15 protein-coding genes are annotated in these 16,827 nt (G+C 45.7%); 4 read left to right on the top strand and 11 right to left on the bottom strand.

The window, feature by feature from the left end:
- Window positions 1–662 precede the first annotated feature (662 nt).
- Window positions 663–1,436 carry a hypothetical protein gene (locus QTP81_RS13620; protein WP_289366272.1) on the top strand — a complete coding sequence of 258 codons (774 nt, stop codon included), beginning with the start codon at window positions 663–665 and terminating at the stop codon, window positions 1,434–1,436.
- A 91-nt stretch (window positions 1,437–1,527) separates the two neighbouring features.
- On the opposite strand, the gene QTP81_RS13615 is transcribed toward QTP81_RS13620, so the two are convergent.
- Window positions 1,528–1,995, bottom strand: a complete 468-nt coding sequence (locus tag QTP81_RS13615) for a hypothetical protein (protein WP_289366271.1) — start codon at window positions 1,993–1,995, stop codon at window positions 1,528–1,530.
- Between the two features lie 215 nt (window positions 1,996–2,210).
- Between QTP81_RS13615 and QTP81_RS13610 the strand changes: the two genes are divergently transcribed.
- Complete coding sequence (locus tag QTP81_RS13610) at window positions 2,211–2,885, top strand: hypothetical protein (RefSeq protein WP_289366270.1); 675 nt, start codon at window positions 2,211–2,213, stop codon at window positions 2,883–2,885.
- Here QTP81_RS13610 and QTP81_RS13605 read toward each other — a convergent pair.
- Window positions 2,878–3,312, bottom strand: coding sequence for a hypothetical protein (locus QTP81_RS13605; RefSeq protein WP_289366268.1), 435 nt, complete (start codon window positions 3,310–3,312; stop codon window positions 2,878–2,880). The two genes, QTP81_RS13610 and QTP81_RS13605, sit on opposite strands and share 8 nt — an antisense overlap.
- A gap of 141 nt (window positions 3,313–3,453) precedes the next feature.
- Here QTP81_RS13605 and QTP81_RS13600 point away from each other — a divergent pair, with 141 nt between their 5' ends.
- Window positions 3,454–5,139, top strand: a complete 1,686-nt coding sequence (locus tag QTP81_RS13600) for a vWA domain-containing protein (RefSeq protein ID WP_289366267.1) — start codon at window positions 3,454–3,456, stop codon at window positions 5,137–5,139.
- On the opposite strand, the gene QTP81_RS13595 is transcribed toward QTP81_RS13600, so the two are convergent.
- The 9 genes from QTP81_RS13595 to pilM form a co-directional block, all read right to left on the bottom strand.
- Window positions 5,136–5,966: a Dam family site-specific DNA-(adenine-N6)-methyltransferase gene (locus QTP81_RS13595; RefSeq protein WP_289366266.1), complete on the bottom strand. Its 831-nt coding sequence runs from the start codon at window positions 5,964–5,966 to the stop codon at window positions 5,136–5,138. The genes QTP81_RS13600 and QTP81_RS13595 overlap by 4 nt on opposite strands.
- 81 nt (window positions 5,967–6,047) lie before the next feature.
- Complete coding sequence (locus tag QTP81_RS13590; protein WP_289366264.1) at window positions 6,048–7,403, bottom strand: SPOR domain-containing protein; 1,356 nt, start codon at window positions 7,401–7,403, stop codon at window positions 6,048–6,050.
- A 53-nt stretch (window positions 7,404–7,456) separates the two neighbouring features.
- Window positions 7,457–8,524 (bottom strand): 3-dehydroquinate synthase, encoded by a 1,068-nt coding sequence (gene aroB / locus QTP81_RS13585; protein ID WP_289366263.1) that lies wholly within the window; start codon window positions 8,522–8,524, stop codon window positions 7,457–7,459.
- Between the two features lie 21 nt (window positions 8,525–8,545).
- Window positions 8,546–9,061, bottom strand: a complete 516-nt coding sequence (gene aroK / locus QTP81_RS13580) for a shikimate kinase AroK (RefSeq protein WP_289366262.1) — start codon at window positions 9,059–9,061, stop codon at window positions 8,546–8,548.
- Between the two features lie 232 nt (window positions 9,062–9,293).
- Complete coding sequence (locus tag QTP81_RS13575; protein ID WP_289366261.1) at window positions 9,294–11,066, bottom strand: type IV pilus secretin PilQ; 1,773 nt, start codon at window positions 11,064–11,066, stop codon at window positions 9,294–9,296.
- Window positions 11,059–11,607: a pilus assembly protein PilP gene (locus tag QTP81_RS13570; protein WP_289366260.1), complete on the bottom strand. Its 549-nt coding sequence runs from the start codon at window positions 11,605–11,607 to the stop codon at window positions 11,059–11,061. Before QTP81_RS13570 ends, QTP81_RS13575 begins: the two co-directional genes overlap by 8 nt.
- Window positions 11,607–12,227, bottom strand: coding sequence for a type IV pilus inner membrane component PilO (locus QTP81_RS13565; protein ID WP_289366258.1), 621 nt, complete (start codon window positions 12,225–12,227; stop codon window positions 11,607–11,609). Before QTP81_RS13565 ends, QTP81_RS13570 begins: the two co-directional genes overlap by 1 nt.
- Entirely contained in the window at window positions 12,224–12,808 is a 585-nt protein-coding gene (locus QTP81_RS13560) for a PilN domain-containing protein (protein WP_289366257.1), read from the bottom strand. The genes QTP81_RS13565 and QTP81_RS13560 overlap by 4 nt, the downstream gene beginning before the upstream one ends.
- Window positions 12,796–13,860 (bottom strand): type IV pilus assembly protein PilM, encoded by a 1,065-nt coding sequence (gene pilM, locus QTP81_RS13555; protein WP_289366256.1) that lies wholly within the window; start codon window positions 13,858–13,860, stop codon window positions 12,796–12,798. Before pilM ends, QTP81_RS13560 begins: the two co-directional genes overlap by 13 nt.
- A 264-nt stretch (window positions 13,861–14,124) precedes the next feature.
- On the opposite strand from pilM, the gene QTP81_RS13550 reads away from it, so the two are divergent.
- Entirely contained in the window at window positions 14,125–16,824 is a 2,700-nt protein-coding gene (locus QTP81_RS13550; protein ID WP_289366255.1) for a penicillin-binding protein 1A, read from the top strand.
- The last annotated feature ends 3 nt before the right edge of the window (window positions 16,825–16,827 follow it).

The raw sequence follows: 16,827 nt of genomic DNA, 5'->3' as shown, positions 1-16,827 counted from the left end.
AGTCATCGCAAAACTCCTTTCAAATAGTTTAAAAGAAATTCTACGAGTAAGCTGTTTCATTTTAGGGGGTAGTTACACTTCTTTGTGATAATTTAAATGTTTGACTGGCGCACAGTATTAGGTGTAGAGGCGTCATCACCAAGAGAAGTTGCTGGCCTAACTACTAAGCGATTTTGACGTAGTCACACTAATTCAAACTAGAGCATTAAAGAGGCTTGGGGTTGATAATTCGCAAACCAACCTTTAAATTAAATTCAGACCCTATTCATCCGATTAGAACCCTTGTTGCCGTATTGTGACTTCATAAACTGATTGTCAGCAATACGTACAGTTTGATCATTCGTTGCGTTTAATTTTGCTAAAGACCGAACGACAGGTAATTGTCTTTAGGCGACTATGGTTATCAAACCATTTTTACCTAGTTTTGCGCAAAACGGAAAAGTCATTTGGATGAGATTTCAATTTCCAACCTTAGAATGCAAACAACCTATATTGATAACGCACCTTTATGCTTGGATAACATAATCTATCTTCAAAATCGTTAAAAACTGATTCAGTTTTTCTCTGATGGGACGCATGATAGGGGGTAGGTTTTGAGTTACATACTAAGTAATCAATATTTTTGATGGCTGTTTAAATCCCTGATTTGTTGGAGTGTAGATTTGGCTAGTGCAGACATAACATTCTGGAATGGGAATAAGTCCCACATTCGCAGGCAGTATGAAAAAGCGTTAATTACCCTTTGCCTACAACATGCGAAAGTGCGTAACGTTGCATTTCGTGTTGACGAAACCGACTATCCTCAGCCTGAAGATGAAGGCAATATCTTCGCCTTAGGATATGACGCATTAGTGACCGTTGACGGTAATCAAAAATTTGCCGGAAAGTCATTGATTAAGATTCAAACACCGCTTTGCAAAGATTTATTGAGTCACCGTTTGCTCATTATCAATCGTAAAAAGTCAGATGTCTTCACATCGGTTACAACTAGCGCTGAACTAAGACTACTGACAGCGGGGATTCCTGCAACCTGGGCTGATGCTGATATTTTGCGTAGTAATAGTTGCCATGTTTATGAGCACGGCGAACTTCATGACATTCTGAATGCACTTGGAAATGGACAATGTGATTACGTACCCTTAGGTGCCAATGAGATTAATGCCATCTTTAACGAGTTTAAGTGTGCCGAGCGAGGGTTGGTTTTAGACCCTCATCACGTGATTCATTATCCATTGCCTTTGGTCTTCTACGTTAATCCAGCACGAGCAGATGTCGCTCATTGGCTTACTGTAGGACTCAATAGCGCCATGCAATCAGGGGCATTCGATAAGCTGTTTAACGAGCATTTCCCGGGAACCTTTGCCAAACTAAATATTAAGCAGCGCCGCTTACATCGATTTTCAAACCCTTATCTAAAGTCGGTAAAATTTGATTAAACGTGATTATCAAAAAGTTCATGCCAAGTCCGGCTCTAAGCAATTGGGTCTGTTTCTAATTTCAAACGCTATTGATTAATACCACTTCCCGCTATTCGACACACATCTCGGTAAGAAAAGAGAATGGTCGATAATTGATCCAATCTGTCTGCTTGATAATCTTCCCATTGTCGTTGAACTCTAAGTACAAAAGGAAATCCCAAGGGCCTAATACCTGCCCATCAAATGTGAACTTACTGAACTCGCCCGTAATTATGGCCGAATTTTCAATTACACTTAAGTTATCAACCTTTAGTGCTTGACTACCATCAAGCACTACAAAGTCACCACGGTGCCAATCGAAAAATGATTTCAAGGAGGTTTTAGACTGAAGTTTTACAGAGCAGACCTTATCTTCAAATGTGACATCCTCATGATAAAAGTCCATAAACCGGATAAATTCAACCCGTGCAGAATATACGTCAATATATTCTTCGACAATTAAAGTGAGATTGTTATTTTTTGCAACCAAAGCTGGAGAAAAAATTATTAAAACTAGGAAAAAGTATACTAATCTCATCTTTTGACTCGTCTGTATTCTGTACCACTCATTATAAGTGTAAAAGCTCAGGCTCAACCGTAAAGTTACTAATTCTTTTAAGGCCCGCCTATTGGAAAGAAGTCGAACATACTACAGAAACTAACTTCTCACAGAACTTCCGCTGCTTGTTATTGACCAATTTGCCTTTTTTACATAACCTGAAACTATCTGGACTGACTAGATAAGGGACTATTATGAAGTACTTTTTCTCCTCCGTTTTATTCGTAATTACAGCGTCAAGCCACGCAAGCTTTATCACCTTTAATGACAAAGATGCCTTTTTGGCGTTTTTAGGCGCGAATGCAGTTGTAGAGGATTGGACCGGCTACAGTGAAGGCACGGTGCTTTCTGGAACAACAGTAAATGGTATTAGCTATCCGGGGCGTAGCTTAGAGCCCTTGTCAGTTGGAAATTTAAGAGATGATGATTGGATTTTGGGTGAGCCTGCGGGTAAACCGGGTACGTATCAAGGCTTTTCTAACGACGCCTTGATGTTTAATTTTGCCAATGGCATTACGGCACTTGGAATTACAATTTCAGAAGACACAGGAAATCCTGGTGGGACTGCCCCTGGGTTCTCTTCTAACTTTGATATCTTGGTACAAAACACAGGGCTTTTTTACCAGCGCATTGATTATCCGAACGATTCTCGCTATGCAACAGGTTTTTTTGGCATCGTCGGTATTGAATCCACTTCATTCACCATGGTTAGAACACGCTCGGATGCGAACGAAGAATGGACGCTCAAGAATATTGTTTATTCAACGGCGCAACAGGTTGATGAGCCAGCTACTTTGGGCGTACTTGTGCTTAGCTTTTTGGGGCTTTTATTCAGTCGGCGTTATCCGGTGATCAAAACCGCTAAATGAAGGAATCCTCAAATTCAAATCCTTCTTCCATAAGCCAGCTTTTTGCTTCGAGCAAACCCGGGAAAAAACGTCGTTGAAACGTGGGAAAAGCGTCCTTGGGAAGTTTAAAAGGTTGGAGCTTTACGCTATTGGGCTGGCTCACTATGGCTTCTTTGCACAAGCCAGATTGTATGGCCTGAATCACCAACTGAGAGATGATTGGAAAGCACTCTGGAGTAAAAAGCTCCCAATCACTTAGATTAGAAATTATCGCCCAAGGGCGGTTAATGAGTGGTTTTATACTTTGCTCTATGTCCTTAGCATAGGCGATCGCGGCTTCTTCATTCCACCCACCGCGCAAATTAACATACAGAACATTTCCAGAGCGCTTAATATCGTACTCGCCATGACCTGCAAATTTAGATGAGCTATTAAAAATATTAGACATGCACTCGCCACTCCTCAGCTAAAGTATATACGCAAATTGTTGTTTTACAGCTGTCGTTCAGATTTTTATTCAGTTTGAGTTCACCCTTTTTGCTCTAGGGTTTCGTTAGTGCAATAACGAAACCCAAAAAAAGGCGATGAAATGAATCTTCCCGTACGCATCAAACCCGCATTTCAATGGGCGCTGATTGGCACAACCATTGTTGCTATTAGCGCTTGTCACTATCACTCAGTTAGCGAAGAGGAGCTAGCCGCAGAGCGCAGCAGGGTCGCGGCAGAACAGGCACAAGCAAGACAAGCAACTGCGTCTCGCTATGCTCAGGCGGAGCAACTTGCCGTCATGAAAGTTCAAGGAGAAAGAAGACTTTTAGCAGCTCCAGCACCACCGCCAGAGCATACTTTCGATGTGTTTACTGAGTACACCACTAACCCCTTACAGTTGACCGCTCAACAACCGGTATCCACCTTTTCTTCGGACGTTGATACCGCATCATATAGCTATGTGCGTTCAGTGCTCAATCAAGGCTATTTACCGCAAAAGCACGCAGTGCGCCTCGAGGAAATGGTTAACTATTTTGACTATGCTTATCCAATGCCATCTGATCCCAACCAACCGTTCTCAATAGCCACAGCCGTTCACCCGGCGCCTTGGGCGCAAGATCGCCACTTAGTACACATAGGTATTCAAGGCTATGTTGACCAACAAGCAGAGCAGCCTGACAGTAATCTGGTGTTCTTACTCGACGTGTCAGGGTCCATGTCCGCCGAAAATAAGTTACCGCTAGTTCAGAAGTCCATTCGCTTGTTATTAGACAATCTTAAACCCACTGACACGGTAGCAATCGTGGTATATGCCAGTGCTTCAGGCGTAGTATTACCACCGACGCAAGTGGCCGATGAAATGGCGATTCTCAATGCGATAGAGCAGCTGCAGGCGGGGGGATCAACGGCTGGAGGTGAGGGTATTCAATTAGCCTACAAACTCGCTGAGCAAAACTTTAAAGCCGATGCAGTAAACCGGGTTATTTTAGCCACTGATGGTGACTTCAATGTGGGCGTGACCGATCCCTCTCAGTTAGAGACGCTGATCGTCAAGCAGCGCAAGAAGGGTATTTATCTATCAGTGTTAGGATTTGGCAGAGGAAATTACCAAGAGCACCTGATGCAACGCATTGCCCAAAAAGGTAATGGTATAGCAGCCTACATTGATTCGTTGGCAGAAGCACAAAAAGTATTGGTTGATGAGGCAAGTGCCAATCTATATCCCATTGCCAATGACTTAAAGATCCAAGTGGAGTTTAATCCTGCTGTAGTTCAAGAATATCGCTTACTCGGTTACGAGACTCGTGTATTGGAAAGAGAAGACTTTAATAACGACAACGTCGATGCCGGTGATATTGGCACGGGCCATTCGGTCACTGCTATTTACGAGGTAACCCTTGTGGGGGCAGAAAATCCAAGTATCGATCCTTTACGCTATCAAAACGCTAGCGAAACTCACAACAATGATGTCAATGGTGAACTGGCGTTTATCAAGATGCGTTACAAGTTACCTGGTGAGACTGAATCGCAATTGATCAGTCAAGCCATCACACCAGACAACACCTTGGACCAACTGCCAGCAACCTTGGCTGACGATATTCGCTTTGCCACTGCAGTCGCCGGTTTTGCGCAGTTACTCACTGAAGCCAAACACACGCGACAGTGGCAGATGCAAGATGCACATTTATTGGCGACTAACACTCGAGGTCATGATCCTTATGGCTACCGTAGTGAGTTTGTTCAATTGATCCGCAAAGCAGAGCTAGCGCAAACCCACGAGTTTTAGCACTCGTTGGGTTTGTACAGTGCGAGTAACTCGCTAACCGCAGTGCGGTTGTTACCATTTTGACTGATCGAGCGTTTCACTTTGAGATCAGTCACTTCGGCATGCTGGTATAGCTCACGAGTAAAAGGAACATCGTGATTGCTTATCAACACAGGGATCCCTCTTTTTAAAGCAGCGTGACGTGCTTGGCGCGCCAACTCGACTTGCTGATCGAGGGTAAACCCCTTGCTAGAGTAGTCGGTGAACATAGCCGTCGTATTGATCGGCACATACGGCGGGTCGCAGTAAATTACTGTATCTTGCCGAGCGCGACGAAACACTTGATGAAAAGGCAAACAAGTAAATGTTGCTAGCCGTGCTTTTTCAGCGAAGGCTTCCAGCTCGGCCTCAGGAAAATAGGGTTTGACGTATCTACCAAAGGGCACATTAAATCCGCCACTGCGATTGTAGCGACACAGGCCATTGTAGCCGTGGCGATTGAGATACAAAAATAATAAGTTGCGTTCGTAGGTGTCGGTCGTTTGGTTGAACTGTTCGCGCAATGCGTAGTACGCCGATTCGCTGTTATTTTGCGCCACAAAATAGCGCTTTGCATCGCGGATATACTGCTGTGGTCGGCGTTTGAGCGTCTTATACAAGTCAATCAAGTCTGGATTGATGTCGTTGAGAAGGTAGGAATCAAAGTCGCTATTGAGAAATACTGAACCGGCACCGACAAAAGGTTCGATTAATTTACTGGCGGGCGGCAGAGTTTCAACGATCCGCTCCGCCAGGCTATATTTACCGCCAGCCCATTTTAAAAAAGCGCGGGTTTTCTTATTTTTCATTTTTCGCGCAACTACAAGCGGCTAAAGTCGCTAAATTGTATCGACCAAGTGGCTTGCAAACAAGGGAAAACCCGCACCAATTTAGCGTTGCAATTCACGCGCTATTTGATTGATACTTTTCACAAACGGCGCGGACAGTTGATTGTAGTTTGGTAGTTCCGCAATGGCATCGCGAGCAATATCGAGCGTGGTGTAATAATTCGCATAGACAATAACAAACCAAGGTTGTTCGCCCAACTGAGTTTCATACACCCACACACTATCCATCAGGTTATTATCACGAGCAAAGCGCACTGCCAAGTCGTAACTACTCACGCCGACAAGTTGAATAACAAAGGCATTGTTTTCTGGGACTTGGAATTGCTGAAGTTGCTGCGTAATTGCTGTTTCTGCCTCTGTTTCACTGAGCGGGGGAACGACTAAAGCTTGCATGCTGGTATCATTAGCGGTAACCGTAGGTTCAACAATTACTACTGTTTCAGCTTCGCTTGCTATAAGTAGCTCAGCAACAGGCTCAGACTCGTTAAGCGTCTGTTCAAGCGCTTGAGAGGCTTGTGGGCTCTCACTGCTGTCATTTTCCCACGTCTGTACAAGCAGTTGTTCGGTTACCGATGTTTGTTCCGTCACTGGCGTTTCATCCACAGAGTCGATACGCCTTTCGGGTGTAGCGCTCTGTACTTCGACTATTTCTGAAACTGGGGCTAGCGGCGCTTCTTCAATACCGAGTAATTTTGCCATCTGTTGTGGATATTGCCACGCCAATAGCGCGCTGAAACATGCAAAGAAACAGGCGATTAAACATAGGATAAACCAAGGCTTGCGTAGCAGAGGAACGCTTTCAATATCATTTTCGGGGGTTGCGGTTCGCTTGGCTAACCGTTGGTGAAACGCCCTGCGCTTTTGCGCGATGAGTGCATCGAGTTCGCTGCGTGGGGCAAGCACTGTCTCAGAACTTAACAGCAAAGGTGTTGCAGTATTTTTTGCGGGCAACCACTTTTGTGCCTGCTCAGCCCACTGCGTCTCTCCAAATAAGACGATGTTTAAGTGCTGTTTGTTCGCAGCAAATCGCGATTGTAGAACAAGTTGCCATAATTCTTGTAGGAACGCATTGGGTAGTAGCTGAGCTTGAGTTATCCCAATTAACACTGGACCATCGTGATGATTTAATGATTCGAGAAGTTCGTTTAGCGGACGCACAAAGCTACCGGCTACTTGCCCCAAAAGCTGCTGGCATATTTGTCGTCTGTATTGTGTTATCGGAAGGCTGGGTCGTGCGGCGATAAAAGCAACTTCAGTAAGTTCATCTTGGTCGGCCAAAAAGCTTTCTAGGGTCCGCTGTTGCTGACCAATACCATCGCTACTGACAAAAATCAGCTGCGAAGAATAGTTAACCATTTGGTTTAAGCGATGATGCAGTTCAGATTGCACGGCGTTCACAATATTTCCTCAATAACTTAAGTGTAGTGAACTACCGCGTAAGAAGAAGTTTTTTAGCCTAATATTGCTGTTAATGTTTCTGATTTGACATCGTCAGTCACTACGGCATGACCAATTTTAGTCGGCAATACAAAGCGTATCTTGCTATCCAGTACTTTCTTATCGTGTCGCATATGCTTGACATAGTCGGCACAACTCATATCTTCAGGACCATCAATCGGTAAATTGAAGACTTTCATCAGGGCCTCAACACGACGAATTTCTGACGCTGGAAACGCGAGTTCACTATTTGCGGTCTTACACGCAAGAATAATACCAGCTGCGACAGCTTCACCGTGCAACCAATTACCGTAGCCTTGTTCGGCTTCGATTGCATGCCCGAATGTATGCCCCAGGTTTAACAAGGCGCGAATACCGCCTTCACGTTCGTCAAGGGCAACGATTTCGGCTTTGATCTCGCAACAACGGAAGATCGCTTGGGCTAAAACGCCAGGCTCGCGGGCCAGCAACTTTTCTTGATTTGCAACCAACCAGTCAAAAAACTCCGCATCGTAAATGACGCCATATTTAATCACTTCTGCCATCCCTGCAGAGAATTCGCGCTCGGGCAGGGTAGTTAGTGTATCTGTATCAATGAACACTGCTTTAGGCTGATAAAATGCGCCAATCATGTTTTTGCCCAGTGGATGATTGACGGCCGTTTTACCACCTACCGAGGAGTCAACCTGAGCAAGTAAGGTGGTGGGTACTTGAATAAACGGGATCCCACGTTGATACGTAGCCGCGACAAAGCCAGTCAAGTCACCAATTACACCGCCGCCCAAGGCTACCAGTGTGGTGTCGCGAGCGGCATGCATGGCGAGAAGCTCAGTCATAACATGGCCATACTGTTCTAGCGTTTTATTATGCTCTCCATCAGGGATAACAATCGAGGCGACATGCCGAGTGCCTAGTTGCTGTTCTAACTGCGTTAGATACAACGATGCAATAACATCATTGGTCACAATAACGACTTTATTTGTGCAGAACTCAATGAGTGATGACGGTGCTTGTGAGAGCTGTCCGGCGCTAATGTTGATTGGATAAGAACGCTCACCCAAGTTTACGTTTAACGATGTCATGGGTGAGCTCCTTTATTGGTGTTACAAGCCGATTTTATTGATGATTTGATTCGCTACTGCGCGAGCGCTCTGGTCGTCGGTGTCGACGATGTAATCGGCGACTTCTTCGTACATTGGATTACGCTCAGCGGCTAAATCGCGCAATACCTGTTCAGGATCGTCATTTTGTAATAATGGACGACGTTTATCACGTTGAGTACGTGCTACTTGCTTGTCAATTGTAGTCTGTAGGTAAACGACTATGCCGCGTGCAGATAGTCGATTGCGGACTGCTTTACTTACTACTGAGCCACCACCTGTGGCCAGCACGATACCTTGCATGTCCGTTAAATCGTTAATGACATTCTCTTCGCGCTTGCGAAAACCTTCTTCACCTTCTAGGTCGAAAATCCAAGCAATATCGGCACCGGTGCGGCGCTCAATTTCTTGGTCAGAATCAAAAAATTCAAGGTGGAGTTCGTCGGCTAAGTGTCTTCCAATGGTGCTCTTACCGGCACCCATCGGGCCAACTAAAAAGATATTACGTTTTTCAGCCATAGTTTGCTTTATTCACAACTAATTAATGATACTAGGGCAGCAATATGTTGCTCTGCGGGCTACCCGTTTGTGCGTGCTATTGGGAAATCGCCCATTTGCACGACTCCTCAGACCTCGGTAAAAATTTCGAGGGCGCGATTATCTCAGTTAAATTGGTCAAGATGCAAGCATCGAAGGCAAATCAACAAAAAAGCCGCTAAAAAAGCGGCTTTTTTTGTCAGGCTATTTATCGCTAAAGGTTCTCGTTAATGATTTTAGGGGTAACAAAAATCAATAGCTCGCGTTTTTGATAAATTGTCGATGTGTTTCTAAATAGCGCACCAACAACTGGCAAGTCGCCAATTAACGGTACTTTAGTGACATCGTCTGTGTTGGTTTGTTGGAAAATTCCGCCCAAGACTATAGTTTCACCGTTTTCAACCAGCACTTGAGTAGAGATCTCTTGTGTATCGATAGCTACCGCAGGGCCAGTAGACGTCGAAACAGTCTCACCACGCGTATCCTGAGTAACAACCAAATCTAAAATGATGCGATTATCAGGCGTTATGTGCGGCGTGACTTTCAAACTTAAAACTGCCTTCTTGAACTCCACCGATGTAGCACCGCTTGAAGTTGCCTGAACATAAGGTATCTCTGTTCCCTGCTCAATATACGCTTCCTGCTGGTTTGCAACAGTAATACGTGGGCTGGCAATTACCTCACCTTTATTTTCAGATTCAAGTGCTGACAGTTCGAGATCCAGTATTGTTCCATCAACCAAGCTGGCAATTTGGAAGCCAATTCGGCCAGACGGGTTGGCAACCGGTAGGTTTACATTCAAGCGATCAGTGATGGATGGGATAATACCGCCCGCGATGGTATCTGCCCCCTCCAGAGAGCCCGATACGCCATCGTCACCTTGACGGTCAGAAAAGCCCCAACGAACACCTAACTGCTCATCGACGTTATCGCGGACTGTGACCATACGGCTCTCGATCAGCACTTGTTTCACCGGTACATCCAGCTCGGTAACAACGCGACGTGCTTCATCAATGGATTCTTGGGTATCGCGGATCAACAGGGTGTTAGTGCGTTCATCGACACTAACAACACCACGGTCACTTAAGATCCCACCATCTTGGTTTTTCAGAATAGTCGCAAGTGCCTCCGCTTTCGCATAGTTTACCGTTACGCTTGCCGACTTTAGTGGCGCTAGACTTTGGACTTGTTGCTGACTTTGTAGTTGCTGTGTTTCACGTGCAGTCAATTCTTCCGCAGGGGCTATTAACAGGATGTTACCTTCTAGGCGTTTATCTAAACCTTTAATTTTTAGGATCATATCCAATGCTTGATCCCATGGAACCGCGCTTAAACTAATAGTCACATTACCGGTTACTGTATCGGTGGTGACTAAGTTGAAACCGTTAACTTGGGCAATGATTTGCAGAACTTGGCGTACGGGAACATCTTGGAAGTCCAAAGAAATCGGGTCACCAGTATAGATACTGGCTTGCTCTAACTCTTGGGCTTGTTCAACTGTTAATGGCGCAACTTCGATAGCTACTACATTACCACTGTCACTTAATCGAGCCGTCACCTGACCGGTGTAGTCGATAACAACACGGGCTTGGGCTTCGTCTTGGAAGGTCTCAATTTGTGTAATCGGCGTACCGAACTCATTCACCGCAATCTGCACAAACTGGTCATCCGCAAGCTGTGTTGCTGGCAAAGTAACTGTCACTTGTCCTTGTGATTCAATCAACTGCGCGTTTTTGGGCATGTTATCAAAACTAATGGTCGCAATACCTTGTCCGGCGCTGCCGCGCGTAAAATCGATACCTGTTAACGTCGCGTTGAATACGTTTTGCAATTCGGCGTTAGGATCTAGTAGTTCAATGTCTTGCGCCTTAGCCTGACCCCAAACACTGCTACCTAATGCAATAGCTAACACTGAGCACAACATAAATACCCATTTGCGGTTGCGCTTGCGATTAAGTTTTTTATTAAAAATAAAACGCTCAGACATTATCGTTTTCTCCTGCCAATGACGCCATGGTCAGTTCAGTTTCTTTTTGCTGCCAACAGCCAGCGCCATCTGGAAGTAATTCCGTGATTTTAACAGTTTGATTAGTGATGGCAGTTATCTTGCCATGGAACAGTCCAATGTAGTTGCCGTAAGTTGCTTTGTGCAACATGCCATCATTGGTTTTAAATAACACATAATTGCGGCCATTCGCGTTGAATACGCCCGACATGGCGATAGCATCAATGCCATAGCTCTCGAGTGGCTGCTTGCGACGATTGAAATCGGGTTGCAAACAATTAGCTTGTACCGCTTCAACTACAGCCTGCTCAGCAATTCTCGGGCGCACAAACGGACTGCGTAATTCACTCGCCGTATATTCAAAGGTCGGTTGAGTTTCGAACTCAGGGTAAGGTTCTATACTAACTTGCGTATTCGCTCGGACTTGCTGTGTATAGGCAGTGAGGTCGCCAATATCCGCGCTACAGCCGCAAAGTGTCGCCAAAACGACCATGGGTATTAATACTCGTGCTTTTTGACTCATTATTGATTACCTCCAGCGGCTTGCGTTGCGGTTGTCGCAACGGCAGTTCTGTAGGTTTTCGCCTGCATTTGCAACTTCAAACCGTCTGCTTCACTGAGGATCTCAAAATCGTGCAGCGTAACGATACGCGGTAGACCGGCGATGGATGATACAAAGTTGCCGAATTCGTGATAAGTGCCTTGGACTTCGAGCTCGATTGGAAGCTCGGTGTAGAATTCCTTCGGCACTTCATTTTGCCAGTTGAGCACTCTAAACGTTAGACCCGCTGTTGTGCCAACATAAGTGATATCATCGAGCAGACCCGGTGTTTCATTGCTGGTGGGCAAAGACTTCAGCATTGAACTAAAGTCCTCTTCGATCCGCGCAAGCTGATCCTCGTAGGCCTGTAAATTCACTGCGATACGATATTTGGCTTCAAACTGTTGTTTGAGCTCCACTTCCCGCAGCTCAGCTTGGTCTAGTACTGGTAATTTAGCGCTGATAATTAAGTGATAACTTAATATCCCGACGATAATAGCCAGCACGGCGGCCACAACAGTCTTAATCTCGAAAGGCCACAGCGCAACATTCTCAAAGTCGAGCTCGTTCATTTCCTTTAATTTAGCGACGTCAAACTTCATTGGTTATCCTCCGCTTCGTTGATTACGATTTCCGGTGCAACTTCCCGACTAATTCTGAAGGTTATGCGAAAGTCGCTAACCGCATTTGTTGAAGAGGTATCAGCGACAATCGAAGACAGCTCACCATTAGTAAACACTCGAGACGCCTCTAAGCGGCGCATGAAATCAGACAAGCGGTTATTAGAGTCACTGATACCTTCAATATCGATGCGGTTACCATTTCGGGTCATGGTTCTAAACGAAACACCTGGTGGAACAATACGCGCGAGCTCGTCAAACACGTGTGCAGCAATATTGCGGCTGGTTTGTAGTTGCTCGATTAACGCCATACGTTGCTCGATTGCCAGTTTTTTATCTTTAATCGTTTTGATCTTTGCTATTTGCGTGTCAAGCGCGGCTATTTCGTTCTGCAAAAAATCGTTGCGCGCGTTCTGATTGTCGATTTTCTGATCAATAAACGCACCGACAAACCAGAACATCAGGCCAACAAATACGGCTGTGACAAACAAAACCCCAAAATACTGTTGTTTTTGTGCTTGCCGTTGACTTTCACGCCACGGCAATAAGTTTATATGTGCCATGGATTAAAACTCCTACTCGCTAGCCCTGCCGCAATGGTAAATTGCGGACCTAGTTTTTGCGCGACTTCAGGACTGACATTTTTGCCGAATTGCATATTTGCCAGTGGGTTAAACAATTCAATTGAGATACCCAAGTCCTGTTCAAGCATTGGAGCCATCTCACTGATCACCGCGCCACCACCGCAAAGTAACAGCTTTTCTGGTCGAGCTGCGTGGGTTGCACTTATATACATTTGCAATGCGCGATTGATTTGCTGATGCAAATTAGATACGAAAATTGGCAGTATCTCTTGTTTCCAAGTTTCAGGTAACTCACCTTCGATTAGTTGTCGTTGTGCATCTTCACGTTCAAGCATCATGGAAGAACAGATATCCTGAAGCATGACATCCATCCCGAACGTGTGCTCTTTGCTGTAAACCACAATGTTATTTTTAATCACTGAAACTTGTAAGAGTGAAGCGCCTACATTGACACAAATAATGGCTTCGTCAGTTGATGGATAGAATGAAGATACCGCATTGGCCATTGCATACCCTTCGATGTCTACGACTTTGGGTTCCATTGGCACTTCGCGGATCAGCGTTACGCGTTTGTCCACGGTATCTCGGTGTGCTGCACTGAGTAGAACATTGACTCTGCCGTCATGGGTTTCACTAGGACCTAACTCTTCGAAATCTAGATAGACTTCGTCGAGGGGGTAAGGGATAAGACTGTCTGCTTCGATCTCTATTTGCCCTTCCAATTCATAATCGGTTTGGTCGGGTGCCATCTGAACTATTTTGGTTAACACAGAGCCACCGGCGACCGCGATGGCGACATCTTTAAGCTTCTTCTGCTTCAATCCTAGCTTAACTTTCTTCAATGCATTACTTATCGCATCAAAGTCTTCTATTTCACGCTCTTTGAATGCGTTTCCGCTGATTGGCTCACAAGCCATTGCGGTTACAGTAAAGCTATTGCCGGCACGTTCTAACATGACAGCTTTGATAAAACGGGTACCGATGTCCAAACCTAGGATCGGTTGCACGCTTTTGCTTAGCATTGATTTCATTAAATCATCTATCCGCGTCATGGGCGTTATTCATGGCTATTAATCTCAGGCCATCATAATACGCCGAAAATTTATATCTTATGGTTCTAGTATCGACACTTACGTATAATCCTAGACAAGTAATTACGAAATTAACTTGTTAGTTTCTCGTTTTCGCTTACAGCAGAAAACGCCGTCGATTGCTCGCATTCAACAGCTTTTTTCTTGTTGTGTTTGTTATAATATAAATCATTTCCCTGATTTTGCCTCGGAATCTGAATTTTTGTGAAGTACATCAAGCCGTTATTTATAACATTTGTTATCAGTACCCTAATTGGCATAGCGGCACTGACAGGTATATATTTTTATATCAAACCCGATCTCCCCAGTGTAGATGTACTGAAGGAGGTGAAGCTGCAAACGCCCATGCGGATTTATACGCACGACGGTAAACTTATTTCGCAATACGGTGTTAAACGACGCATCCCCCTGCGGTTAGACCAAGTTCCAGTCAAACTTCAGGAAGCACTTTTAGCCACAGAGGACAGCCGCTTTTACGACCATGTGGGTATTGACCCTATCGGTGTTATGCGAGCGGCAATCAATCTCCTTGTTACGGGGGAGAAAAGCCAAGGTGCCAGTACTCTTACGATGCAGTTAGCGCGAAACTTCTTCTTAACGCGCGAAAAAACTTACATTCGCAAAATCAAAGAAATCTTTATTGCACTGCACATGGAGCAAGTGTTAACAAAAGATGAGATTCTGGAGTTGTATCTCAATAAAGTTGAATTGGGGCATCGTTCATTTGGGGTCGGGGCAGCAGCACAAGTTTACTATGGCAAAAGTGTTGACCAACTTACGTTAGCTGAGATCGCAACCATTGCTGGCTTGCCGCAAGCGCCGTCGGTACTCAACCCCATAAGCCGCCCTGATCGCTCGGTAGAACGTCGGCGCATCGTATTATTGCGGATGTTGGACGAAGGCTTTATTACGCGTGAAGAGTTTGATGAGGCAAATAATGCGCCTGTCACTGCACGTAAGCACGGTGCTGAAATCGAACTCGATGCACCATACCTTGCTGATGTTATTTACAATGAAATGATTGAGATTTATGGCAAAGAAGAAGCTGAAACCGGCGGCTATCAAGTTTATGCTACCGCGCCTTATGCGACTCAATTAGCCGCTCAAGAGGCCGTGGTTCGCAATATCCATGATTATGATGAGCGCCACGGTTATCGTGGTCCAGAGCGCTATTTATGGGAATTGCACGAGCAAGAGCCTGAAGAAGCTGAACAAGCTGGATTAGAGCAAGCGCTTGAAACCGAGGAGTTTGTTGATACGCCGGCGTCAGAACGCATTGATATCAATGCATTGCCATTACCTCTAGAGGATATTAAAGCACAGTTATTGGCAATAAATCCGATCGACCCCTTGCTACCCGCACTGGTGATAGATGTGCACGCAGACAGCATGACGGTGTTGACCTCATTTGATCAACAAAACCTAACCACTATTGAGTTAGACTGGGATAACATTTCTTGGGCTCGCCCTTACATCAGTGATAGCCAGCAAGGTCCTGATCCAGAAACCGCAGGTGATATCGTTGCTTCCGGAGCACTGGTTTGGATCCGTCAGCAAGAGGGCGCGTGGCGCTTATCGCAAGTACCGGATGTCAGCAGTGCATTTATAGCCATCGACCCATTCAACGGAGCGGTTCAAGCTGTCGTTGGCGGTTACAATTTCTACCAAAGTCAATTTAATCGAGCCACCCAAGCCAAACGCCAGGTCGGTTCAAATATTAAGCCCTTTGTATACAGCGCGGCGTTGGATAGCGGTTACACGTTAGCGAGTATCATCAATGATGCGCCAATCAATCAATGGGATGCGAGCACCGGTGTGGCATGGCGTCCACAAAATTCGCCAGCTGAATACGATGGTCCGGTGCGCATGCGCTACGCATTAGGGCGCTCAAAAAACGTTGTGTCTGTGCGCCTGTTACGCGGTGTTGGACTGGACGATACGGTGGAATATTTAACTCGCTTTGGTTTTGAGCGTGAAGAGATCCCCCGTGATGAAACAGTGTCACTGGGCTCTGGTTCGCATACACCGTTGGAAGTGGTGCGCGGTTTCGCCAGTTTTGCCAATGGTGGCTTTTTAGTCCAGCCACATTTTATATCCCACATCACAAATGATGCAGGGGAGGTTCTATGGCGTGCCAACCCTGCCGTGGCTTGTGATCCTTGTGAACAGCCAACAAAACCCAGTGAATTGGGGGGAGTAGATGGTGAAGTGGATCTAGAAACGTTGCTCGCTCAGGAATTTGAGCAGATCAACCAACCCGCCGAAGATGAGTCTCAACTACCAATGATTTCGGCAGAACGGGTAATTTCTGAGCATACCGCGTTTTTGACCAAAGAAATGCTGCGAACAGCCGTGCGGACTAACGGCAGCTGGACATACAATACCTATTGGCAGGGCACTGGCTGGCGGGCTCGTAATATTTTACAGCGTACTGATATCGGCGGTAAAACGGGTACAACTAACGACTCTCGTGATACGTGGTTCAGTGGTTATGCACCAGGTATCGTTGCAACCTCTTGGGTCGGCTTTGACGACATGAGCCGTCAGTTGGGACGTGCGTCGCGCAACCAGAATTTAATTAACTTAAATCCGCAACGCTTCAATTGGATCGGAAATGCGTTGATTGGTTCGGAAGATGGCGCAAAGGCCGCCCAACCTGCTTGGATACGATTTATGCAGCAGGTACTGGAGGGTGTTGAGGAGCAACCAACCATGACGCCCGAGGGACTCTTGCGGGTGCGCATTGATCGGTCCAGTGGTTTGTTGACACAGCGCACAGATCACACGACCATGTTCGAGTTTTTTGTACCTGGCACGGAACCCGTACAATACGTACTTGAAGAAGAGATAGTTGATCCGGCGGATGAGCAAGTTAAGCCCAATGAGCCGGACGAAATATTTTAGCGC

The sequence above is a fragment of the Neoalteromonas arenosi genome, assembly GCF_030362855.1.
GTDB lineage: Bacteria > Pseudomonadota > Gammaproteobacteria > Enterobacterales > Alteromonadaceae > Alteromonas_E > Alteromonas_E arenosi.
Note: the sequence above shows the minus strand (reverse complement) of the source record. Positions and strands in the feature narration are given on the sequence as shown.